The sequence below is a fragment of the Streptomyces sp. Sge12 genome, assembly GCF_002080455.1.
In the GTDB taxonomy this organism is placed as follows: domain Bacteria; phylum Actinomycetota; class Actinomycetes; order Streptomycetales; family Streptomycetaceae; genus Streptomyces.
In genome coordinates this window covers 655,036-678,824 of the sequence record NZ_CP020555.1, presented here as the reverse complement: position 1 = coordinate 678,824, position 23,789 = coordinate 655,036, and the positions used below count along the sequence as shown (strand labels likewise).

Below are 23,789 nucleotides of genomic sequence, written 5' to 3'. Positions count from 1 at the left end.
TCCTGACGCGGTGCGCGTACGGACTTTTCTAGGAGGTGCGCAGTCGGCGGCGGGCGGAGTAGCCGGCCAGGCCGACGGCGATGAGCAGGGTGGCGCCGTTGAACAGCGGTGTGGCCCAGAAGTCGGCGCCGAGCTGGCCGATGCCGGCGAGGCCGACGGCGAGGACGGCGACGGCCACGACGGTGCCGAGGGCGTTGACGCGGCCGGGTTTGATCGTGGTGGACCCCAGGAGGGCGCCGACGAAGGCGGGCAGCAGGTAGTCCAGCCCGACGCTCGGGTTCCCGGTCTGCTGCTGGGCGGCGAGGAGGACCCCGGCGAGGCCGGTGACCAGGCCCGATCCGGCGAAGGCGTAGACGGAGTACCGGTGGCTGGGGATGCCGATGATGTCGGCGGTGCGCCGGCTGGAGCCGATGACGTACATGTACCGGCCGAGGGGCAGCCGCTCCAGGACCACCCAGAGCGCGGCCGCGAGGGCGATGACGTAGTAGGCGGGCAGGGGCAGGCCGAGGAACCGGGAGTCGTAGAGGCCGGTGAAGGCGGCGGGCAGGCCGTCCGGGCCGGGGACGATCCGGGAGCCGTCGGTGATCCAGCCGGTGGTGGCGTACATCATGCTGCCGGTGCCGAGGGTGGCGATGAAGGAGTCGATCCGCACGTACTCGACGATGACGCCGTTGAGGACGCCGACCAGTGCCCCGCCGACGATGACGGTCAGACAGGCGAGCGGCCAGGGCCAGCCCGCGTTGACGATCAGCTGGAGCACCATCACGTGGGCCAGGCCGAGGCCGTAGCCCATCGACAGGTCGAACTTTCCGGTGGCGATGGGGATCGTCGCGCCGAGCGCGAGGATGGCGGGGATGGACTGGTTGGAGAGGATCGAGGAGACGTTGTCCCGGGTGGGGAAGGTGTCCGGCAGGACGAGGGAGAAGACCAGGAACAGCAGGGCGGCGAGGATCACCAGGCCGTAGGTGCCCAGGTGGTGGCCACGCAGGTGGTCCAGCAGGGATCGCCGCGAGGACGGGGAAGGGGACGGGGAAGGGGACGGGGGCGAGGGTGAGGGCGGGGGTGAGGTGGTCATCGGTCGGTCGCGGTCCCGGTGATCGCGGGCATCGCCGAGGCGGTGCGGGTGAGTTCGGTGACGGTGAGGGACGCACCGCTCAGCTCGGCGCTCACGCTCCCGCGGACGAACACCAGCGCGCGATGGCACACGGCCGCGACCTCTTCGAAATCGGTGGAGATGAGCAGGACGCCGAGGCCGGAGTCGAGTGCGTCGTCGAGCAGCCGGTGGATGGTGGCCTTGGCGCCGACGTCCACCCCGGCCGTCGGCTCCTCGAGGACGAGCAGGCGCAGGTGCCCCCGGAGCCATCGGCCGACCATCACCTTCTGCTGGTTCCCGCCGGACAGGGTGGCGATCGGCACCTCGCTCCTGCGGGGATGCACCGAGAACCGGTCGATGAGGGCGAGGGCCTCGGCGCGCTCGCGACGGGGGCTGATCCAGTGCGCGGCCGGGGCGCCGGACGCCCGCGGGTTCGCCAGGAAGTTCTCCCGCACGGTCAGGTCGGCGGCGCAGCCCTCCTCCTGACGGTTGGCCGCCACGAAGCCGACACCGGCGTCGAGCGCGGCGTGCACCGAACGCGGCCGGTAGGGCCGCCCGTCCAGCAGCACCCGGCCCTCCAGGATCGGCCGGGCGCCGGCCAGGGCGCGGCCCAGCTCCATGTGACCGGCGCCGGTCAGGCCCACCATGCCGAGGATCTCCCCGGCCCGCAGCTCCAGCCCGACCCGCCCGGTGGACGCGGTCCGCACCCCGTCGAGGCGCAGCCGGGGCGCGGCCGCGGCGGGCGGTGCGGGCGGTGCGGCGGGTACCCGGCCGGCCTGAGCGGAGCCGGCCGGTACGTGGCCCACGATCGCCCGCACCAGACGGTCCGGGCTGTGGCCGGCCAGGGGACCCCGGTCGACCAGCCGGCCGTCGCGCAGGACGGCGAAGGTGTCGGCGACCTCGTACACCTCGTCGAGGCGGTGGCTGACGTAGAGGATGCCGTGCCCGCGGTCGCGCAGGGCGTGCAGGACGTCGAAGAGCCGTGCGCAGTCGGCGGCGGGGAGGGTGGCGGTCGGCTCGTCGAGGACGATGAGCCCGGCCCGGGTGGCGAGGGCGCGGGCGATGGCGACGAGCGAGCGTTCGGCGGGGCCGAGGTCGCGGATCCGGGCGTCGGGGTCCAGGTGGCCGGCGACGATCCGCAGGGCCTCGTCGCAGCGCTGCCGGGTCCGCCGCCAGGAGATCAGTCCGCGGTGGCGGGGATAGCCCGTGCCCAGGGCGATGTTCTCGGCCACCGTCATCCACGGGACCAGGCCGAGGTCCTGGTGGATGAAGGACATGCTGCGGGCCGCGGCGTGGCTGCCGAGCGGATGCCCGTCCACCGTGACGTGGCCCTCGTCGGCGTGGTGGACCCCGGCGAGCACCTTGATGAGGGTGGACTTTCCCGCTCCGTTGGGGCCGAGCAGGGCGAGGACACTGCCGCGGTGGATGTCGAGGTCGACCGAGGCCAGCGCGAGCGTGCCGCCGAACCGCTTGCTCAGGCCGCGCATCCGGACGAGGGGCGCGGCACCGGAGCGCGGGGGTGGGCCCGCCCAGGTGTCGGGAGCGTCATGCACAGACTTCTCCGGGGGTCGGCCTCCGAGTTCTTCCCGACGGTACGGGGCACTCTACGGGGACCTGACGGTCCGTCCCCGGCATGTCGCCGCACCCTGTGACCCCAATGGCGCAGCGGCCGGGGGGTCATGCCGCCGCCAGGGTGCACTCGGCCCAGATGACCTTGCCGTCGGTCGTGTAGCGGGTGCCCCAGGCCTGGGCCAGCTGCGCGACGAGGAACAGGCCGCGCCCGCCCTCGTCGGTGGTGGCCGACTGCCGCATGCGGGGGGCGCTGCTGCTGGCGTCGTGCACCTCGCAGATCAGGTTGCGGTCGTGGATGAGACGGACCCGGATGGGCGCGCTGCCGTACCGGACGGCGTTCGTGACCAGCTCGCTGAGCAGCAGCTCCGTCGCGAAGGCGGACTCCTCCAGCCCCCACCGCTCCAACTGTCTGACGGAGGCGGCGCGGATCTCGGAGACGAGGGCCGGATCGGCGGCCACGTCCCAGGTGGCGATCCGGTCCGCGGGCAGGGCATTGGTGCGGGCGACGAGGAGCGCGATGTCGTCGGCGGGGTGCTCGGGCGCCACGGCGTCCAGGACCGCCCGGCAGGTGTCCTCGGGCGCGCGGTCCGGGTGGGCCAGGGCCCGGTTCAGGGCGTCGAGGGCCACGTCGACGTCGCGGTGGCGGTCCTCGATCAGCCCGTCGGTGTAGAGGACGAGCTGGCTGTGCTCGGGCAGCCGGATCTCGACCGACTCGAAGGGCAGGCCGCCCAGACCGAGCGGGGGACCGGCGGGCAGTTCCAGCAGGGACACGCTGCCGTCGGGCCGGACGAGCGCGGGCGGAGGGTGGCCGGCGCGGGCCATCGTGCACTGCTGGGAGGTGGGGTCGTAGATGGCGTAGAGGCAGGTGGCGCCGACGATGCCGGTGCTTGCGGAGTCGGGGCCGTCGCCGCCCTCCTCCCGGTCGAGGCGCACCATCAGGTTGTCCAGATGGGTGAGGAGCTCGTCGGGGGCCAGTTCCAGCTCGGCGAAGTTGCGGGCGGCGGTGCGCAGCCGGCCCATGGTCGCGGCGGCGTGCAGCCCGTGGCCGACGACGTCGCCTACGAGGAGGGCGACCCGGGTGCCGGACAGCTGGATGACGTCGAACCAGTCACCGCCGACTCCCGACTCGGCGGGCAGGTAGCGGTGGGCCACTTCGACGGCGCTCTGCTCGGGGAGGTCGCGGGGGAGCAGGCTGTGCTGGAGGGACAGGGCGAGGGTGTGTTCGCGGGTGTAGCGGCGGGCGTTGTCGATGCAGAGGGAGGCACGGGCGGCGAGCTCCTGGGCCAGCGAGCGGTCGTCGTCGCCGTAGGGGGCCGGGTCCGTCGAACGGTAGAAGCTCGCCACGCCCAGGATGGCGCCCCGGGCGAGCAGGGGGACGGTGATGAGGGAGTGGATGTTGTGCGCGAGCAGTCTTTCGGCGTGCGCGGGGTCCTGGGCGAGCCAGCCGAAGGCGGCCCTGAGATCGGGTTCCAGCACCGGCTGCCCGGTGGCGATGCAGCGCATGTGGGGCGTGGTGGGCCGCAGGCTGATCTGTGCACCCACCGGATAGAAGGGGCAGTCCTCGCGGATGCCGTGGACCACCGTCCGGTGCATCTCGGTGGTGGGGCGGGGGGACTCCTCGCCCCGCAGCACGGCCTCGGGCAGGTCGATGGTGACGAAATCGGCCAGCCTGGGGACCGCCGTCTCGGCGAGCTCCCGGGCGGTGCGGCTCACGTCGAGGGTGGTGCCGATCCGGTTGCTGGCCTCGGCCAGCAGCTCCAGGCGGCGCCGCGCGGCGACCGCGTACTTGCCCACCTCGGGCTCGCCCACCAGCACCAGCCCCCTGACCCCGCCGCGGGCGCCCGCATCGCCGGCCGGCGCGGGAGCGAGGCCGGTACGGATCCCGGGCGGCGGGGCGGGCGACGCGGGCGACGGGTGGGGCGTGGGGGCGGGGGCGTGCCGTTCCGAATCCTCGGGGAGCAGTGCCTCGACCACGACGCCCTCCACCCCGGAGGCGCTGGTCACGGGGTGGCTGACGAGGGTGACCCACCGGCCGCGGGACAGGGGCACCTCGGCGACGGCCCGGCGGTCCGCGGACATCAGCTCGGTGGCCTTCTCCTTGAGGGTCGTCTGATCGCTCTGCTCCAGCTCGCTCCGGAGGAACTCGGCCATGCCGACCGGGTGCCCGTCGACGCCGTGCTCGCCGGTCCGGGCCAGGCTCGCGGCGTCCAGATAGGCCTGGAGCAGACCGCGCTCGCGCGCCGAACTCTGCTCCATCAGCCGCCGTTCGATGGCCTCGGCGGCCTTGCGCACCACGGGGATCAGCGCCGGGTCGGCCTCGGTGTACGGATACCCGAGGCACAGGACTCCCTCGATGTGCCCGCTGAGCTGGTCGCGCAGCGGGATCGCGGTGCAGGCGCTCGACTGGGACCGCTCGGCGAAGTGCTCGGCGCCGTACACCTGGCACAGGCGGCGCTCCGCGAGGGTGAGACCGATTCCGTTCGTCCCGGCGAACTGCTCGGCGAAGACGAACCCGGGCAGGATCTGGATCGGGGGGAGCTGTTTGACCATGGACTTCTCGCCGAAGCGGCGCGCGAGCACCATGCCGTGGCCGTCGGCGAGGGAGATGTTGGTCCGGCTGCCGGCGAAGATGACCTCGAGCCGGTCGAGCACGGGCACCGCGGCGCGCAGCAGCGCGGCGTCCGGGTCGAAGTCCCCCTTGAAGGGGAGCTCGGACTGGTCGGGCGACAGCCCCAGCAGCCGGCTGCGCTGCCAGGAGCTCAGGATCGGACTTCTCACGCTCCCCTCGACGGACTCGCCCTGCAGGAATCGGTCACGGGAACGCACGGGGCCGATGCGGTCTCCGACGACCCCCATGTGCATCACTTCCCCTCACCGGAGCACCCTCGGTCGCCAGATTTGAGTATATTCCTCACATTTCGGCGATGAGCAGGTGAGTAGAGGTGGGATGAACCGATCAACGGGCCGGGCCGTCACAGGACCGCGACGGGATTGACGGGCGAGCCCGTACCGCCGGGGACGTTCAGCGGAGTCACGACGAGCAGGAACGCGTACCGGCCCGCTTCGGCGCAGGCCGCGGACAGCGGTTCGAGGTCGAGGTTGTCCAGCAGCGGCACCCCCATCGCCGCCACGGCGAGCGTGTGGACGGGGGAGTGCAGCCCCTCGACCGGAGAGGGCCGTACGTCGCTGTCCCCGTCGCCGCCGAGCAGTGCGACGGCGCGCCCGGCCAGCAGCGGCAGGGCGTCCACGTGCCAGCCCGCACTGGCCGCGTCGGGGTTCCAGGGGCCCCGTACCCGGCGCCGGCGGAAGGCGCCGGAGCGCAGCAGCACCGCGTCTCCGTCGCCGACCGTCACACCGAGTGCCTCCTCGGCGGCGAGGAGGTCCAGCGCGTGCACCGCACGGCCCGGTTCGAGCCATTCGATCCCGAGGACGGCGGGCAGGTCGATCAGCACGCCCCGGGTGACCAGGGGGCCGAGCGCCGACACGGCGCCGAAGCGGGCCCCCGCCGCACCGACGGCCTCGCGCGCCGGGCGGCCGTCGTACAGTCGCCCCTCGTAGGCGATGTGTGACAGCGCGTCGAGATGGGTCACCGCCTTGCCGTGGTAGTCCGCGCCGAGGAAGTCCTTGTGCACCGAAGGTTCCGGAGCCTGTACGTCGCCGAGGTCGGACATGAAGTGGAGCGCGGGCCTGGCGTTGTCCGGGCCCGGGCGGGTGTCCCAGGGGCGCCCCATCGGTACGGTCGTCCCCGAGCGGACCGTGGCGGTGGCCCGGCGCACGTGCTCCGCCGTCACCCGGTTCCAGGCGCCGCGGTCGGCCGCGGCCCACCGGTCCCACGTACGGACCGACTCGAACAGCGCGTCGAACTCCTGGCGGGAGACGGCGGGCCCGTTGTCGGGAGCGCCGGTGGGTTGGTTGCCCATGGGGACAGTGTCCGGCCGATCGCGTATCCGCGCTGGCCGGTAGGCGATCACCCGGGCCGGGGGTGTCGGTCGCTCGCGCTAGTGTGCGTGCGTGAGCTTTCAAGTCGTCATAGGTTTTGGACCTGCGGGCGCCGCCACTGCCCGGCTCCTCGCCGAACAGGGCCAGAGCGTACGGGTCGTCACCAGATCGGGCCGAAGCCCGGAAACCGGAATCGAACATATCGCGCTGGACGCGACGGATGCGGCGCGGCTGACGGAGGTCGTGCGGGGCGCGACCGCCCTGTACAGCTGCGCCGCACCGCCCTACCACCGATGGGCGAGCGACTGGCCGCCGCTGGCCGCGTCGCTGTGCGCCGCGGCCGAGGCGACCGGAGCGGCCCTGGTCATGCTCGGGAACCTCTACGCCTACGGCCCGGTGGACGGCCCCCTGACCGAGGAGCTGCCGCTCGCCGCGACCGGCGTCAAGGGGCGGGTGCGCGCCGAGGTCTGGGAACAGGCCCGGATCCTGCACGAGCAGGGCCGCATCAGAGCCGTCGAGGTGCGCGCCTCGGACTTCTTCGGACCCGGCGTCACCGACGGCGGACATCTGGCCGGCCGGGTCCTGCCGCCGCTGCTGCGCGGCAAGCCGGTCACCACACTGGGGGACCCGGACGCCCCGCACAGCTGGACGTACCTCCCCGATGTGGCCCGGACGTTGACCGAGGCCGCGGGCGACGAGCGGGCCTGGGGGCGGGCCTGGCACGTCCCGACGCAGGAAGCGCTTTCGGTCAGGGAGATGGTCGACCGGCTGGCCGCGCAGGCGGGAACGGGGCCGGTCGCCGTGCGCCGGCTCCCGTCGGCCGTGGTCGGCGCGGCCGCCCTCTTCTCCCCGCTGCTCCGCGAACTGAAGGAAGTCCGCTACCAGTTCGACCGCCCGTTCGTCGTCGATTCGAGCGCCTACGAGACCGCCTTCGCGGCGCGGCCCACCCCGGTCGACGAACAGGTCGAGGCGACCGTGGACTGGTGGCGCGACCGACTGGCGATCGACGCATGACCATGGGTGACAGGACGGGGATGGACCACATGGAGGACCCGAGGGGAACGCGGCGCGCGGACATCGCCATCGTGGGCATGGCGTGCCGGTTCCCGGGGGCGCGCGATGTGAACCAGTACTGGCGGCTCCTGACGGCCCCGCAACCGCAGTTCTCGAGGATTCCGGACTCCCGGTGGCGCGCCGCGTCCTTCCTCAGCGACGACTTCCGGGACACCTCCGCGGCCTACACGGACACCATGGCGCTGCTGCCGGACGTGGGTCACTTCGACGCCGCCCACTACGGCATCCCGCCCCGCCGGGCCCGGGCGATGGACCCGCAGGCCCGGCTGCTGATCGACCTCGCCCGTGAAGCGATCCAGGACGCGGGGTGGGAGGCCGACGGCTTCGACCGCGAGGAGACCTCGGTGATCACGGCGCTCACCGAGGGCGGCTACCGCGAACTCAGCACCATGCAGGTCCGCATGCGCCAGCTGGCCGGGGGCGAGTTCGGGGCGCGGGCCGCCCACCCCCGCCTCCTGGAGACGGTCCGGGCGATCGACGGGCTCAACGGCACCTCGGTGGCCGGGCTCCTGCTCAACATGGGGCCGAACACGATCAGTTCCGTCTTCGACCTGCACGGCGAGAGCTACGCCCTGGACTCGGCCTGCTCGGGCGGACTCATGGCCGTGGCCAACGCCGTGCACGCGCTGCGTGCGGGCCGCTCCCGCATCGCCCTCGCGGGCGGCGCCCAACTCGTCCTCACCCCCGACCTGCTGGTGGGACTGTGCCGGATCGGCGCCATCTCGCGCAGCGGCCGCTGCCTGCCCTTCGGGGCGCAGGCCGACGGGTTCGTCCTCGGCGAGGGCGCCGGGGTCCTGGTGCTGCGGCCCCTGGCCGACGCCCTGGCGGCCGGCGACCGGGTCTACGCGGTCATCCGGGGCGTGGGAACGGCCAACGACGGGACCGTGCAGGGCGGGATGCACCCCCAGGCGGCCGGCCAGCTCCGCACGCTGCGCCGGGCCTACCGCGACGCGGGACTGGCCCCGGACTCGGTGGGCTACCTGGAGGCGCACGGCACCGGGACCACGGTCGGCGACCCCGTCGAGCTCGCGGTCCTGCGCGAACTGCGCGGTCACGCGGCGGAACCCGCCCACCTCGGCGCCGTGAAGGCGGTGGTCGGCCACTCGCTGAACTCCGCGGGGATCGCCGGACTCATCAAATCGGTCCTGGCCGTGCAACGGGGCGTGATACCCCCGCAGCCGGAGAGCGAGGGCGGCCCGGCCGATCGCGCCGCACTCGACGCCGCCCGGCTGACCGTCCCGACGGCTCCGACCCCCTGGCCGGAGGGCGCCGGGCCCCGCCGCGCGGGCGTGAGCGCCTTCGGCTTCGGCGGCACCGGTGTCCACCTGGTGGTGGAGCAGTGCACCACCGCCCCCGCGGCCCCCCTGGTACCCGAGGACGGGCCGCACGTACTCGTCCTCAGCGCGCGCGACCGCAACGGGCTGGCCCGCTACGCCCGGGAGCTGGCGCAGACGCTCGCCGCGGACCGGCCCCCGCTGGCCACGGTGGCCGACACGCTCGCCCGCCGCGCGCCCCTCACGGAACACCTCCGTGTGGTGGCGCGGGACACGCCCGACGCCATCGCCCGGCTGACCGAGGCGGGCCGTGCCGAAGGGCTCGCGGAACACCCCGCCACCGGGCCGGCGCCCCGGCCCACGACGGTACGGACGCCCCCGTGCACCCTGCCGCCGAGTCCGCTGGCCCCACGCCGCCACTGGGTCGTGGACGACTCGGCGCGCGACGTGAGCGACCACCCGGCCGGCGCCGCACCCGACGCACGTGTCGCCCGTGTCGCCCGTGTCGCCCGTGTCGCCCGTGTCGCACCCGCCGTGCCGCGGCAGGGCGGCGCGCCCGCGCCCGCCGCTTCCGCCGCAGCAGCCGTGTCCGTGGCCGCCGTGTCCGTAGCCTCCGTCGTGCTCGAAGAGGTCTCCCGGACCGGTGTCTTCCCGCTCTCCGAGCTGCGCGAGCAGATGCTCCTGGTGGACGATCTCGGCTTCGACTCCCTGATGCTCCAGGAGCTCGAGGTCAACATAGGCAAGCGGATACCGGGCGCACGGGCCGAGGAACTGTTCTCCCGCGAACTCACCCTCGGCCGGCTGATCGAAGCCCTCGATCCGGACCACCCGCGGACGGCGGCGGCCCCCGCCGAACCGGCCGTCCGCCCGCCGACCACCGACTGGGACCCCCGGACGGTCGCCGTCGACGCCTTCCCGGAAGTGGGCGAGCTGGAGCAGCGCCTCGGCTGGATCACCGACAGCGGCGCGCAGAACCCGTACTTCCGGGTCCACGAGGGCACCATCCGCGACACGACCGTCATCGGCGGCCGCGCCTGCCTGTCCTTCGGCAGCTACAACTACTTGGGGCTCTCCGGGCATCCGGCGGTCAACGAAGCCGTCCACCGCGCGGTGGACCGGTACGGCACCTCGGTCTCGGCCAGCCGCGTGCTCTCCGGCGAACGGGACCTGACCGTCGCACTGGAACGGGCGCTGGCACAGTTCCTCGGCGTGGGCGACTGCCTGACCCTGGTGAGCGGCCATGCCACCAACGTCACCGCGATCGGACACCTCGTCGGCCCGGGAGACCTGGTCCTGCACGACTCCCTGGCCCACGACAGCATCCTCCAGGGCTGCGCCCTGTCCGGCGCGGCCCGACGCCCCTTCGCCCACAACGACATGGGGCAGCTGGAGCACATGCTGCGGATCAACAGGTCCCGGTTCCGCCGGGTACTGATCGCCGTCGAGGGCGCCTACAGCATGGACGGGGACCTCACCGAGCTGCCCGCCGTGATCGAGCTGAAGAAGCGCTACGGCGCCCTGCTGCTGGTCGACGAGGCGCACAGCATCGGCACCGTGGGCGAACGGGGCCGGGGCGTCGGCGAGTTCTTCGGCGTCGACCGGTCCGACGTGGACCTGTGGATGGGAACCCTGTCCAAGGCCTTCGCCAGCTGCGGCGGTTACCTCGGGGGCTCGGCACGGATGGTGCGCTGGCTGCGCCACACGCTGCCCGGTTTCGTCTACAGCGTCGGTCTGACCCCGGCCAACGCGGCCGCGGCACTGGCCGCCACCGAGCTGATCACCGCGGAGCCGCAGCGGGTGCGCGCGCTCAGGCACAACTCCGAGCTCTTCCTCGGCCTCGCCGCCGAGGCCGGTCTCGCGACGGGCGCCAGCGCCGACACCCCGATCATTCCGTGCATCCTGGGCGACTCGTCGAAGACCCTGCGCGTCGCGGACGAACTCTTCGCCCGGGGCGTGATCGCCGACCCCATCTTCCACCCCGCCGTGGCGGAGGATCTGACGAGGCTGCGCTTCTTCGTCACCAGCGAGCACCACGAGGACGACATCCGACGGGCCGTGTCGATCCTGGCCGAGGAGGTGGCCGCCGCCGGGCGCTAAGAGGTCCACGTCAGATCAGGGTGCGTTCGATGCGGCTGAGCGTGGCGCTCCGGGCGGGATTGCCGTCCTTGCCGGGCTCGGCGGCCGGCTCCGTACCGTGCCGCTGCTCGGCGTCACCCATCCGCTGGGACAGGAGGTAGGCGATGATCTCCGCCTCCTGCTCCTGGACGTCGTCGTAGGTCGCGCGCAGGAGCATGTCGCGTACGAGCTCGGGGTCGAGGTTGGGGAAGAGCAGGCGCGCGGCCGCCTCGTCCAGCCCGCCTGCGCCGCGGTGGCAGCAGATGATGTGGCCCAGCTCGTGCAAGATGATGTGCTCCTGATGCGCGCCGGTGGTGTTGGCGTCGTAGAAGATGAGGTCCTCGTCGCGGGCGGCGACCCACATGCCGCACGGATGCGACGAGGGCATCTGCATCGGGACCAGCGTGATCGGACGGTCGCGCACCTCGCCGAGGTGGCGGCACAGTTCGGCCACGTCGGTCACCTGCGGCAGGTCGAGCTCGGCGATCCGCCGCGCGCCGGCCTTGCGGAGCTTCTTGAGCTGGCTGCGGCGGTCGTGGTCGGCCGACCGCTCCTTGCGGGCGCCCCTCATCCCGACTCGGAGGGGTCGGCGACGGGCGGCAGGCCCTGCATCTGCCGGTACTGGTCCATGATGGCCGTGATGGCCTGGAGGTTCTCCTTCTTCATCCCGGCCGCCCGCATCGCCACGGCGCGGACCCCGGACTGCCGCAACGCCTCGATGGCGGCGAGCTCGCCGAGCACGGACTCGGCGACCTTGTCGTCGAAGAAGTAGGCGACCGAGACGCCGAAGAAGCGGGCCAGGGCCGAGAGCAGGTCCGGCGACGGGTTGGCGCGCTTGCCCGTGCGCAGCTGCGACAGGTACACACCCCCGACCTTGAGCTCGGGGTTGACGCGCTTCAGCTCGTCGGCGACCTCGGCGTTGGTCCAGTGCTTGCCCTTGGGGCGGACCGTCTTGAACAGGTCGTCGAGGCGCTTCGCGAGCAGGGGACGTTCGTCACTCCCGCTCTCGGTGCCGTTGTCGGTCCCGGTCATGGTGAACCTTCCTCCCGTCCCCTCCTCGGTATAGCTCTCAGCTATACGCCAGTTTCACAGATTAGCGGCCAGTTGACAATTGACCAGGACTCGGCGAACGTGGGGTCCGGCCGATAGCTGGCAGCTAACTTGGCTCACGGGGGATGCCAAGTTGGCTGCCGGTGACATCGGACTGGCCCGGCCCTCGGGGGATGGGCCGGGCCAGTCCGGGCGGGAGCCACCCGTCCGGCCGCATGCAACAGCGGGGGAAACGGGGATACCCGCCCGGTTTGACGGGGGATGCAAACCGGGCGGGAGTTCTCAACTCGCCTTGCCGAGCTTACTGTAGGCGGCTGCCACTTGGGTGAGCCATGCGAGCTCTGCCGCGAAGTTGTTCGTATCGCGGTCGTCGAAATCGCCGGCGTCCTTGTTGTCCCGAGGGACGGTGCCGGTCAGTTTTGCCTGCAAGGCCTGCTTGATCTGCGCCGCTTCGGTGAACGCCTGCCGCAGTTCCGCGCTCGCGTCCTTGTCCGGATCGCACCCCCCGTGGGTGGTGCGGTCGATGTACGGACGCAAGTCCCGCCAGCCGTCCCGTATTTCGACCACCCTGCGGTGCAGCCGGTAGTCGAGGTCGGAGACGGAGGCACCCGGCGGCTCCAGGGCGATGTCCGGGGAGGACTCGTACAGGTCCCGCCAGAGCGGGTAGAGCGCCCGGTACGACCGGTAGGTGCGCGCCCACTCCAGGAGCCGGGTCGCCCCGGGCCCCCACGAGGAGTTGGTCAGGCTCAGCGAGAGCATGACGATCCCCGCGGCGCTGAAGACCGAGGCGGCGACCTTCCAGGCGCCGATGTCCACCCCGCTCGCCGCCGTGAGGATGTTGACCGTCCTGGCCAGGCAGTAGAGGAAGAGGACCACCGCGGTCACCGAGAGCAGCCGCAGGGCCTGGCGCAGCGAGGCGTTGTCGGTCATCCGCGCGTACGGGCCGCACTGGAGGTAGATCGTGACGCACGGAATCGCCTGCGACACGATGAAGGCCAGCAGATAGGTGAGGAGCAGCGGCTCGCTGGTGCCGTCGAAGTCCGAGGCCGGCCGGGCGGTGCCGTCGGCGAGGAAGAACAGGGCCGCCAGCAGCACGTCGAGGGTGATGCCGGTGATCAGCCAGTAGCGGGTCTTGCGCACGGCCACCTCGTCCGCCGCGGCCCACCGCAGCAGGATGATCTGCGCGCTGACGCAGAACGCGACCGCCGACAGGTGCATGAGGAGGACGGCGAGGTTGCCGACCCCCAGCAGGGGCCCGCCCCCCATGGCCAGGGCGCCCATGGTGAAGGTGAGGCACTGGAGCAACAGGGTGGCTATGAGCGTGCGGTACGCGCCGTCCCTCCAGCTGCGCCGCGCCTGGCACAACCGGTAGACGAGCGCCGCGTACGAGGAGAGCGCCGCGATGACGAAGCAAAGGGTTCTGGTGGTGTTCACGTCCTGGATTTCTGCCGGTGCCGCGTGGGGGCGGACGGTTCAGTCGGTGTGCTCGGTGAGGGGGACCTCGAGCCCGATGCTCTCGGCCGCCACGGCGATGGCGTAGTCGAAGAACGCGACCTCGTCCCGGACGCTGTCGTGGGTACGGCTGAAGACCTGGAAGACCAGCAGGCCGATCAGGTTGCTCCAGAGCACGATGCCGCGCTCGATGATGTCCGAGAACGGAGCCTCGGGCACGCCGCCGAAGAGCAGCGTGGCCTCCGGCAGGAGCAACGGGGGACCGGGCACCGCCCGCCGCGGCGGCGCGAGTTCGCCGGCCTCCAGCGCCGAGCGCACGATGCCGGCGAGGACCGCGGGGGTGCGCGAGGCCGACGGGACCGTCTCCTGCGGAGCGTGGTAGTCCGGCACGGGCGAACCGTAGATCAGGGTGAACTCGGCGGTGTTGTCGAAGGACCACTGCCGCAGCGCCCGGGTCACCGCGAGGAGCCGGGCACCGCCGGACGCGCCCGCCCCGGCGGCGGCCGCGTCGGCCTGCTCCATCGCCTCGCCCGACGCGTCGTAGGCGTCGATGACCAGGGCGGTCAGCAGGTCGTCGCGGTGCGGGAAGACGGCTTCGACATCGGCGACGGGGATACCGCTGTCACGGGACACGGCCTCCAGGGAGAGCCCCGAGGCACCCAGCTTCACCAGCTGCTGACGGGCGATGTCCTTGATCACCACCGCGGGCGTGATGTCTTCTTCGTCGTTCGAACTGATTGCGGAAACGTCCATGCCGGAACCGTACCCGCCGGCAACTGGGGCCGGGCGTGCGGTCTCTGGAACCCCCGGGTCGGGCGCAGGGATCCGGCCACCGGGCGGGTACGGAACGTTCCGGGCGAATGCGGTCGACGCGAATGCGGTCGACCGGGCGGCGTCAGGTGTCGGACAGCGCGCTGGGCCCTCCCGCGAGCGCGATGTGCAGCCCGTCCGGCCGGACTTCCGCGGAGGTGGCGGCGAGCCCCAGCGGGTACTCCTTCGGCGCGCCCGCCTGCGGTCCCAGACCGCCCTCGCCGATGCCGAGCCGGTCGGTGGGGACGGAGCGGCCGAACAGGGTGAGCCCGTCGACGGCGAGGGTGACCTTGCCGTCGGCGAGTACGGGACGCAGTGCCAGGCGTCCCACACCGCCGGGGCCGACCTCCGCGAGGACCTTGCCCTGAGCCGGGTCGGTGGTGACCCGGCCCACCGCCACGGACGGTACGGCTTCGCGGATCGCGGCGGCGAGGGACTGCGTCGAGACGGCCACCTGCACCCGGGATCCGCCGACCGTGGTCGTGTCGCCGGGACGGACGTCGTCCAGCCGGGCCCGGACGCGGACGTGCGAGAGCCGGCCCACCCGGGCCTCGTCGCTGCTGATGTCCAGCCGGGGGATGCTCCCCTGCGCCAGGTCCCACAGGGCCCAGCCGCCGGCGACGCCGACCGCCACGTCGTCGCCGAGCCCGGGGGCCGCCTTCACGACGCGGTTCTGGATGACGCCGCGCACCGTGTATTCGGCCACGCCCGTACCGACGACCGCCAGCAGGAGCACGGTGGCGGTGACCGTCAGAAGGAGGTGCCGGCGCAGGGCCGCCGCCCAGCTCCACGGCAGGTTGCCCTTCATCGCCGTTCTCCTCTGGCCTCTGCGGGGGCGGGATCCGAAGCCGGCTCCGGTGCGGGACCCGCTGCGGCAGCGGCGTCCGGTCCGGGGGCGGCGGGTCCTTCCGGGTCGAGGTGCGGGAGCAGCCGGTCCAGCCGGCGGGGGAGCCACCAATTGGCGCGCCCGAAGAGGTACATGGACGCCGGTACGAGCAGCAGGCGGACCACGGTGGCGTCGATGATGACGCTGACGCCGAGGCCCAGCGCGAGCATCTTCACGGCGACGTTCGTGGACAGCAGGAAGGCGAGGAAGACGCTCGTCATGATCAGCGCCGCGCAGGTGATGACGCGCGCGGTGGCGGCGAGGCCGGTGGCGACGGCCCGGTGGTTGTCCTCGTACTGCAACCAGGTCTCGCGGATCCGGGAGAGCAGGAAGACCTCGTAGTCCATGGAGAGTCCGAAGACGATCGCGAACATCATCATCGGTACGTAGGACTCGACGGGCACCTTCTCGGTGACGCCGAACAGCGCCCCGCCCCAGCCCCATTGGAAGACCGCGACGACCACGCCGTAGGCGGCGGCGATGGAGAAGAGGTTGAGCACGGCGGCCTTGAGCGCCACCAGCAGGCTGCGGAAGACGGTGAGCAGCAGCAGGAACGCGGCGGCGACCACCACGGCGATGATCAGGGGCAGTTTGGCCGTCAGGGTGTCGGTGAAGGTCTGCGCGGCGGCGGCCGTGCCGGTGAGGTACCCGGTGGCGCCGGTGCCCGACAGGGCCCGCGGCAGCGTCTCGTCCTGCAGCGTGTGGATCAGGTCGGCGGTGGCTCGCTCCTGCGGACCGGTGGCGGGTATCACCGTGGTGACGAGCAGGGCGTGGTCCGGGCTGGGGACCGGGGGAGTGACGGAGGCGACGCCCGGTACGGCGGCCAGTTCCCGGTGGAGCGAGCCGGCGAGTTCCGTGCGCAGGCTCTCGCTCGCGATCCGGCTGCTGTCGAGATGGGTGACGACGGTGAGCGGGCCGTTGGCTCCGGGACCGAATCCCTCGGTGACCAGGTCGTAGGCGCGGCGGTCGGTCCTGGTGGTGGACTGGGCCCCGGCATCGACGTGACCGAGCTGCATGGACGCGACCGGGACCGCGAGGACGCCGAGCACCAGCAGACCGCTGACCAGGAAGAGCCACGGCCGGCGGCTGACCCGGACGGCCCATCGGTGCCAGACGTCCGCCTCGCCCGTGGGCTCGGCGACCGGCTTGCGTACGTGGAGGCGGTCGATCCGGCTGCCGAGCAGACCCAGCAGGGCGGGCGTCAGCGTCACGGACGCGGCGGCGGCCACGACGACCCCGATCCCGGCGGCGACCCCCAGCGCGCCGATGAAGCCCACGCCGGACGCGCAGAGCCCGCCCAGGGCCATGGCCACGGTGGCGGCGGCGACCAGGACGGCGCGGCCGCTGGTGGCGACCGTACGGCCGACCGCCTCGGAGGGATCCGCCCCGGCGTGCAGCAGGGCCCGGTAGCGGGTGGCCAGGAAGAGGGCGTAGTCGATGCCGACCCCGAGGCCCATCATGGCGGCCAGGGTCGGGGCGGCCTGCGCGAAGCCGAAGTGCCCGGCGAGCAGCCCGAGTCCGGCGAGGGTGACGGTCAGGCCGATCACCGCCGTCAGGAGCGGCAGGCCGGTGGCGGCGACGCTGCCGAAGCCGATCAGCAGCACGAGCACGGCGACGGCCAGCCCGATGGCCTCCGAGGCGCGGTCGGCGGACTTGGGCGTGGCCAGCTGCCCGAGCGGGGCCCCGTACTCGACGGTGAGGTCGTCGGCGCGCAGCGGCTCGACGGCGGTGTCGACGCCGGTGAGGTAGGAGGGGTCGAAGCTCGCCGGGTTGCCGTCGAAGCGGACGGTCACCTGGGCGGTCCGCCCGTCCGCCGAGATCGCCCCGGGTGTGCTGAACGGGTCGGCGACCGACAGGACGTCCGGCAGCCTGCCCAGGGTGGCGATGGCCGTGTCGACGGCCGCCCGGTGATCGGTGACCGCGCCCTCGTCGGAGGCGATCACGATGGCGGAGGCCGTGCCGCCGGAGCCGGTGGTGTGGGCCGCCAGCAGGTCGGCACCGGTCTGGGTGCTGGTGCCGGGCAGGGAGAAGCTGTCCGCGAAGGTGCCGCCCCAGGTGTGGTTGGCCAGCCCGAGGCCGACCAGGGCCAGTACCCACAGCGCGACGACCCGCCAGGCGTGCCGGGCGCACCAGCGCCCGCTCCGGTGGAGGAGCCCCGGCCCCTCGGCCGATTCAGTGTTCATGGGGCCAATGTGGTCGGTGGGTGTAAGGGCGGTGTGGGCACATTGTTTGGGGAATGTACGGGCGGGGTCGGCTCGGCCGGCGTGGCTGGCGTGGCCGGGCTGGGATCGACCCGCGTTCCTCAGCCGGCGGCGGGCGCCGGGGGGAGGGTGACGGTGAAACTGGCGCCGCCTTCCGGACCGTGGCCCTCGACGTGTATGACGGCGCCCAGCCGTCCGGTCAGCCGGTGCGCGATGGCCAGCCCGAGGCCGCTGCCGACCGGGCGGGTGCCGCGGTAGCGCTCGTGCAGGGCGCCGTGCTCGAAGGCGATCCGTACGTCGTCCTCGGTGAGGCCGGGCCCGCCGTCGCGGACCTGCAACTCGGCGCCGCCGCCCGGGCCGGCCGCGCGGACCGCGAGGACCAGGGGCGCGCCCTCGGGTGCGACCCGCAGCGCGTTCTGCACCAGGCCGTCGATCAGCTGGCGGACCCGGAAGGCGTCGGTCGCGACGACCACGGGTCCGTCGGGCCGTTCGAGCCGCAGATCGATGCCGTGGCGGGCGCACAGGCCGGTCCAGAACGCGGCGGCCTCCGAGAGGAGCGCCCGCAGATCGGCCGGGGCCACGTCGAGGCGGAAGTCGTCGGCCTCCAGCCGCGCGAGGTCCAGGAGGTCCCCGAGGAAGCGGTCCAGCCGCCGGGTCTCGTCGGCCAGGATGCCGCCGACCTCGGGCACCCGCTCAGGCTCGATCAGGCCGTCCGCGAGCGCCTCGGCGTACCCCTGGAGCGCGGTCAGCGGGGTGCGCAGGTCGTGGGAGACGGACAGCAGGAACTCCCGCTGCCGGTTCTCGCTGCGAGCGAGCGCCTCGTCCAGCACGTTGAGGGCGCGCCCGATGTCCGCGGTCTCGCGGGGGCCGTCGACCGGGGCCGGTACCCCGCGTTCGCCGTCGGCGAGCCGGTGCGCGATCTGCGCGGCCGTCACGAGCGGGCGGGCGATGCGGCGGGCGAGGAGGGCGCCGGCCAGGGCCGCACCGAGCATGCCGAAGACCAGCGGTGCGATCACGTTGCGGCGGATCTGGTTCGTGTTCTCGGTGACCACCGTGTACGGCTCGGTGAGGACGACCGCGCCGCCGCGCACGCCGGGCTGCCCGACGAGCAGGACGTCCCGGCCGCCCAGGATGCCGGTGGTGGAGACCGGCTCCCCCGTCAGCAGAGCCGATTTGGACACCCGGTCGACGGCCGGGCTGGCGGTTCCGCTCACCGTGCCGTCCGGGGCGATGACCGCGAGCTGCACCCCGTTCGGCCCGGCCAGGGCCTGGGCGCCGTTGAAGAGCGCCTCGGACAGGACCGGCAGGCGGCTGAGGACCGTCGCCTGACGCGTCAGCTGGTCGCGCTCGCGCTGCTCGGCGCCGTGTGCGGCGGTCTGCCAGGCGATCAGCCCGGTCAGGGCCACCGCGAGCGCCGCGACCGCCGTGGTCAGCACCACGATCTTGCGTACGAGGGAGCTGCGGCGCGGGCCGTTCGCGGGCCGGGGCGGGTTGATGGTCCGGGACACGTTCACGGGCCGGGGTTCGTGGCGCTGTACCCGACGCCGCGGACCGTACGGATCGGGCTCGCGTCGCCGAGTTTGGCGCGCACCTGCGAGACGAAGACGTCGACCATGCGGGTGTCGCGGTAACCGGCGTACCCCCACACCTGGGAGAGCAGCTGCTCGCGGGTGAAGACCTGCCCCGCGTGCCGCAGCAGGTGGGCGAGCAGGTTGAACTCGGTGGCGGTGAGCTCGACCGGCTCCCCGTCGCGGTGCACCGTGCGGCTGACGGGGTCCACGCTGAGCCGGCCCGTGCTCCCGGGCGGCGGGCCGGGCGGGCCGGCCGCCCGGCGCAGTACGGTCTTGACCCGGGCGACCAGCTCGCGCGGCGAGAAGGGCTTGGTCAGGTAGTCGTCCGCGCCGAGTTCGAGGCCGAGGATCCGGTCGGCCTCCTCGCCCCGCGCGGTGACGAGCAGGACGGGTGTCCAGTCGCCGGCGTCCCGCAGGGCGCGGCAGAAGGCGATGCCGTCCATGCCGGGCAGGCCGATGTCCAGGACGATCGCGACCGGGCGCATGCGCTGCGCGGCGGCGAGTCCCGCGGCCCCGTCGGCTTCGACGTGGACGCCGAAGCCGTCCCGCGACAAGTACAGCCGCTGCACGTCGGAGATGTGGCGCTCGTCCTCGACGATCAGCACGAGGCCCTTGGGCTGCGTCATCACTGCCTCTCACGCGCGGTTGCAGCACCGATGCTAACCGGGCCGGGCGGCCCCTTGGACGGGCGCGCCGCCATCCGTACACGGCCCGAACAATCCGGCCTCGCGGTGTCGGATCACAGGGATTCGCCCGAAGTGTGACCTTGGCCGGTTCTCGCTCTTGCGATCGACCCCTCGCAAGTGCTTGCCACATGCTGAGGGTAGGCTAACCTAACCAGCGTGCAAGCAGCTGAAAAGACCTCCGCGGACACCCGTCCCCACGGTCATGAACTCTCCGCCCGGAACGTCACCGTGGCGTACGACGGCGTCGACGTCGTCCACGACGCCTCCATGACGCTCCGGCCCGGCGAAGTGACCGTCCTGGTGGGGCCGAACGGCAGCGGCAAGTCCACGATGCTGCGCACCGTGGCCCGGCTGCAGCGGCCCCGGACCGGCACCCTCGTCATCGACGGGGACGCCGACGGATTCTCGCTGAGCCCCCGTGAATTCTCCCGCCGCGTCGCCCTCCTGACACAGGGCCGCCCCACGCCGAGCGGGCTGACGGTACGGGACCTCGTCGAATTCGGCCGGTACCCCTACCGCGGACGCTGGGGCAGGGAGGATCCGGGCGGCCGGGCCGCCGTCAACCGCGCGCTCGCGCTCACGGGCGTCGAGGAACTCGCCGACCGCGGCGCCGAGCACCTGTCCGGCGGACAGCTCCAGCGCGTCTGGCTGGCCGGCTGCCTCGCCCAGGAGACGGGCGTGCTGCTCCTCGACGAACCGACGACCTACCTCGACCTGCGCTACCAGGTCGAACTCCTCGACCTCATGCGCGACCTGGCGGACGACCACGGGATCGCCGTGGGCGCCGTCCTGCACGACCTCGACCAGGCAGCCGCCGTGGCCGACCGGATCGTCCTGCTCCACGCCGGACGGGTCATCGCCGACGGCGCGCCCGAGGACGTACTGACCCCCGAGCGGCTGACCGACACCTACGGCATCCGCATCGACGTCGAAACCGACCCCCTCACGGGCCAGTTGCGCACCCGCGCGATAGGCCGACACCACTTGCGTACCGAAAGGCTCAGTACCACCTCATGAGACGATTCCTCCTCACCGCGGCGGCCGCCACCGTCGCGGCCCTCACCCTGACCGCCTGCGGGACCACCGAGCCCGCCGCCGACGACGCGAAGAAGACCGCCGAGCCCATCACCCTCACCGGCGCCTCGGGCGCGAAGGTGGAGCTCGCCGGACCCGCCAAGAAGGTCGTCGGGACCGAGTGGAACGTCGTCGAGAGCCTGATCTCGCTGGGTGTCGAGCCGATCGGCGTCGCCGACGTCAAGGGCTACCAGACCTGGAACACCGCCGTCCCGCTCAAGGGCGAGCCCAAGGACATCGGCACGCGCGGCGAGCCGAGCATGGACACCATCGCCTCGCTCAAGCCCGACCTCGTCATCGCCACCTCCGACCTGCCGCCGGCCGCCCTCCAGCAGCTGCGCAAGGTCGCCCCGGTCCTGGAGGTGCGCCCCGGCGACGCCGCCGACCCGATCGGCCAGATGACCAAGAACCTGGACCTCATCGCCCGGGCCACCGGCACCACCGCGCAGTCCGACAAGCTCAAGCAGGACTTCCAGGCCAAGCTGGACCAGGGCAAGAAGGCGCTCGCCGACGCGGGCAAGGCCGGCGCCCCCTACGCCTTCGCCGACGGCTACGTCGTCTCCAACCAGGTCTCGATCCGGCCCTACACGAGCGGATCGCTCATCGGCGGGGTCAACGAGAAGCTCGGCCTGAAGAACGCCTGGACCGTCCAGGGCGACGAGGCCTACGGCCTGGCCACCAGCGACGTCGAGGGCCTCACCAAGCTCGGTGACGTGGAGTTCGCCTACATCGGCAACGACGGCGACAAGGACAGCAACCCGTTCGCCGGCGTCCTGGCCCAGGACAAGGTGTGGACCTCCCTGCCGTTCGTGCAGAAGGGCAACGTCAACCGGCTGCCCGACGGCATCTGGATGTTCGGCGGCCCCCAGTCCATGAACAAGTACGTCGACTCCGTCGTCGCCGCCCTGACGAAGTAGCACCATGGCCGTCACCGCAACCACCGCCGCCACCCGTCCGTCGTCCCTCACGTCCCGGACGGGCGCGGCCGCGGTGACGGCCGTACTCGTCCTCCTCGTCGCCGCCCTCGCGGCCGTGGACATCACCCAGGGCACCGCCGCCGTCGGCCCGCCGGAGGTGTGGCGGGCGCTCACCGGCCGGGCCGAGCCGGGCGACGCGTCCGTCGTCATCGCCTCCCGGCTGCCGAGGATGGCCGCCGGACTGTTCGTGGGCGCCGTACTGGGCATGGCGGGCGCCGCCCTCCAGGCCGTCAGCCGCAACGTCCTCGCCTCGCCCGACACCCTCGCCGTCAATGCCGGTTCCTACTTCGGCCTCGGCATCCTCGCCGTCTCCGGCCTCTCGCTGCCGCTGCTGGCCTCCTCCGGCGTCGCCTTCGTCGGCGGCCTCGCCGCGGCGGCCGTCGTCCTCGGACTCTCCGGCCTCGGCGCCGGCACCGTCCGGCTCGTCCTCGCCGGCAGCGCCCTCACCCTCGGCCTCTCCGCCGTCACCGAGGGCCTGCTCCTGCTCTTCCCGCAGCAGACCGACGGCATCTTCCGGTGGAACCAGGGCAGCATCGCCCAGCACGGCTTCGGCGGTCTCCTCCAGATGGCACCGATCGGCCTCGTCGCTCTCGTCGGACTGCTGCTCCTCGCGCGTCGCGTCGACGCCCTGGCCCTCGGCGACGACGCCGCCCGCGGCCTCGGCGTCCCCGTCCGGTCCACCCGGGTCACCGCCGTCGTGCTCGCCGCCCTGCTCTCCACGGCCGCCGTCACCCTCGCCGGACCCGTCGGCTTCGTCGGCATGTGCGCCCCCGCCCTCGTGCGTCCGCTCGCCCGCCGATTCCGCGGGTTCACCCGCAACCGTGCGAGCCTGCCGCTCGCCGGGCTCACCGGTGCGGCGCTGGTCCTCGGCTCCGACGTCCTGCTGCGGTCGTTCGTACCGGCGGACGTGGCGGTCGCCGTACCCACCGGTGTCGTCACCAGCCTCGTCGGCGCCGTCTTCCTGATCGTCATGGCCATCCGGGTCAAGGACGCCGCCGGAGCCAATGCCGTCGACCGGCTGCGCATCAGGAGCCGGGGCGTCTTCCTCACCACCACGGCCGTCCTGGTGGCCGCCCTCGTCGGCGTCGTCATCGCCGGTGTGCTGCTCGGGGACAGCAAGCTGCTGCTCGGCGACGTCATGAACTGGACGCAGGGCCGGGCCGGTCGCACCATCACCTTCGTCCTCGACACCCGCGTGCCGCGCGTCCTGGCCGCCCTCCTCGCCGGCGCGGCCCTCGCCCTGGCGGGAACCCTGGTCCAGGCCGTGACCCGCAACCCCCTCGCCGAACCGGGCGTCCTCGGCGTCTCCGGCGGCGCGGCGCTGGGTGCCGTCCTCCTCGTGACGACGGTGCCGATGGCCGGGTCCTGGAGCGTGGCGGCCGCCGCGTTCGCGGGCGCCGCCCTCAGCTCCGTCATCGTCTTCGGGCTCGCCGCCCGCGGCGGGTTCCAGCAGAACCGGCTGGTCCTCGTCGGTTTCGGCGTGGCCACCGCGGCGGCCGCCCTCGTCAGCCTCCTCATCATCCTCACCGACCCGTTCAACGCGACGAAGGCGCTCACCTGGCTGTCCGGCTCCACCTACGGCAGGACCCTGCCGGACGTCGTGCCCCTCGCGATCGTCCTCGTCGTCGGCCTGGTCGTCGCGGTGGACCGGCGCACCGAACTGGACCTCGTGTCCCTCGACGAGGACACCCCGAGGCTCCTCGGACTGGGCCTGGGCCGCGGCCGCTTCGGCTTCCTCCTGGTGGCCGTGCTGCTCAGCGCCACCGCCGTGGCCGCCGCCGGCACGATCGGATTCGTGGGACTCGTGGCCCCGCACGCGGCCCGCGCCCTCGTGGGCCGCCGGCACACCCGGGTGGTTCCGGTCGCGGTGCTGCTGGGCGCCGTCCTCGTCTGCACCGCGGACCTGGTGGGCCGCACCGTGATCGCACCGGCCCAGCTCGGCGCCGGCCTCATGACCGCGGTCATCGGCACGCCGTACTTCCTCCACCTGCTCGTACGCAGCCGGCGCTAGGCCG

General features: G+C 73.0%; 17 protein-coding genes. 5 read left to right on the top strand and 12 right to left on the bottom strand.

The features are described 5' to 3' along the window. Positions 1-28 precede the first annotated feature (28 nt). From B6R96_RS03190 to B6R96_RS03175, 4 genes are all read right to left on the bottom strand, one after another. Positions 29-1,075 carry an ABC transporter permease gene (locus tag B6R96_RS03190; RefSeq protein WP_081521479.1) on the bottom strand — a complete coding sequence of 349 codons (1,047 nt, stop codon included), beginning with the start codon at positions 1,073-1,075 and terminating at the stop codon, positions 29-31. Then, positions 1,072-2,646: a sugar ABC transporter ATP-binding protein gene (locus B6R96_RS03185; RefSeq protein WP_081521478.1), complete on the bottom strand. Its 1,575-nt coding sequence runs from the start codon at positions 2,644-2,646 to the stop codon at positions 1,072-1,074. The genes B6R96_RS03190 and B6R96_RS03185 overlap by 4 nt, the downstream gene beginning before the upstream one ends. A gap of 124 nt (positions 2,647-2,770) precedes the next feature. After that, entirely contained in the window at positions 2,771-5,521 is a 2,751-nt protein-coding gene (locus B6R96_RS03180) for a SpoIIE family protein phosphatase (RefSeq protein WP_081521477.1), read from the bottom strand. 116 nt (positions 5,522-5,637) lie between these two features. After that, positions 5,638-6,585: a cyclase family protein gene (locus tag B6R96_RS03175; protein ID WP_081521476.1), complete on the bottom strand. Its 948-nt coding sequence runs from the start codon at positions 6,583-6,585 to the stop codon at positions 5,638-5,640. A gap of 91 nt (positions 6,586-6,676) precedes the next feature. Here B6R96_RS03175 and B6R96_RS03170 point away from each other — a divergent pair, with 91 nt between their 5' ends. Together B6R96_RS03170 and B6R96_RS03165 are read left to right on the top strand one after the other, a co-directional pair. After that, positions 6,677-7,618, top strand: a complete 942-nt coding sequence (locus B6R96_RS03170) for an NAD-dependent epimerase/dehydratase family protein (protein ID WP_081521475.1) — start codon at positions 6,677-6,679, stop codon at positions 7,616-7,618. Positions 7,619-7,647: 29 nt separating this feature from the next. Beyond that, positions 7,648-11,049 (top strand): aminotransferase class I/II-fold pyridoxal phosphate-dependent enzyme, encoded by a 3,402-nt coding sequence (locus tag B6R96_RS03165; RefSeq protein ID WP_237291297.1) that lies wholly within the window; start codon positions 7,648-7,650, stop codon positions 11,047-11,049. Between the two features lie 10 nt (positions 11,050-11,059). On the opposite strand, the gene B6R96_RS03160 is transcribed toward B6R96_RS03165, so the two are convergent. From B6R96_RS03160 to B6R96_RS03125, 8 genes are all read right to left on the bottom strand, one after another. Beyond that, complete coding sequence (locus B6R96_RS03160) at positions 11,060-11,638, bottom strand: hypothetical protein (RefSeq protein WP_030389824.1); 579 nt, start codon at positions 11,636-11,638, stop codon at positions 11,060-11,062. After that, positions 11,635-12,099 (bottom strand): helix-turn-helix domain-containing protein, encoded by a 465-nt coding sequence (locus B6R96_RS03155; RefSeq protein ID WP_052870825.1) that lies wholly within the window; start codon positions 12,097-12,099, stop codon positions 11,635-11,637. Before B6R96_RS03155 ends, B6R96_RS03160 begins: the two co-directional genes overlap by 4 nt. A 300-nt stretch (positions 12,100-12,399) precedes the next feature. After that, entirely contained in the window at positions 12,400-13,551 is a 1,152-nt protein-coding gene (locus B6R96_RS03150) for an MAB_1171c family putative transporter (RefSeq protein WP_081521473.1), read from the bottom strand. Between the two features lie 39 nt (positions 13,552-13,590). Further along, entirely contained in the window at positions 13,591-14,322 is a 732-nt protein-coding gene (locus B6R96_RS03145; RefSeq protein ID WP_107089579.1) for a TetR-like C-terminal domain-containing protein, read from the bottom strand. Between the two features lie 142 nt (positions 14,323-14,464). Beyond that, the gene (locus tag B6R96_RS03140) at positions 14,465-15,187 is read right to left on the bottom strand and encodes an LmeA family phospholipid-binding protein (RefSeq protein WP_081521472.1); all 723 of its coding nucleotides are present in this window, start codon (positions 15,185-15,187) and stop codon (positions 14,465-14,467) included. Next, positions 15,184-17,448 carry an MMPL family transporter gene (locus tag B6R96_RS03135; protein ID WP_081521471.1) on the bottom strand — a complete coding sequence of 755 codons (2,265 nt, stop codon included), beginning with the start codon at positions 17,446-17,448 and terminating at the stop codon, positions 15,184-15,186. Before B6R96_RS03135 ends, B6R96_RS03140 begins: the two co-directional genes overlap by 4 nt. A 119-nt stretch (positions 17,449-17,567) precedes the next feature. Further along, entirely contained in the window at positions 17,568-18,980 is a 1,413-nt protein-coding gene (locus B6R96_RS03130; protein ID WP_081521470.1) for a HAMP domain-containing sensor histidine kinase, read from the bottom strand. Then, on the bottom strand, positions 18,977-19,663 hold the full coding sequence (locus tag B6R96_RS03125) for a response regulator transcription factor (protein WP_081521469.1): 687 nt from the start codon (positions 19,661-19,663) through the stop codon (positions 18,977-18,979). The genes B6R96_RS03130 and B6R96_RS03125 overlap by 4 nt, the downstream gene beginning before the upstream one ends. A 216-nt stretch (positions 19,664-19,879) precedes the next feature. Between B6R96_RS03125 and B6R96_RS03120 the strand changes: the two genes are divergently transcribed. The 3 genes from B6R96_RS03120 to B6R96_RS03110 are packed head-to-tail and all read left to right on the top strand — an operon-like array spanning position 19,880 to position 23,785. After that, positions 19,880-20,740: an ABC transporter ATP-binding protein gene (locus B6R96_RS03120; RefSeq protein ID WP_081521468.1), complete on the top strand. Its 861-nt coding sequence runs from the start codon at positions 19,880-19,882 to the stop codon at positions 20,738-20,740. Beyond that, positions 20,737-21,714 carry an ABC transporter substrate-binding protein gene (locus B6R96_RS03115; RefSeq protein ID WP_081521467.1) on the top strand — a complete coding sequence of 326 codons (978 nt, stop codon included), beginning with the start codon at positions 20,737-20,739 and terminating at the stop codon, positions 21,712-21,714. Before B6R96_RS03120 ends, B6R96_RS03115 begins: the two co-directional genes overlap by 4 nt. Positions 21,715-21,718: 4 nt before the next feature. Next, positions 21,719-23,785, top strand: a complete 2,067-nt coding sequence (locus B6R96_RS03110) for an iron ABC transporter permease (RefSeq protein WP_081521466.1) — start codon at positions 21,719-21,721, stop codon at positions 23,783-23,785. Positions 23,786-23,789: the final 4 nt, after the last annotated feature.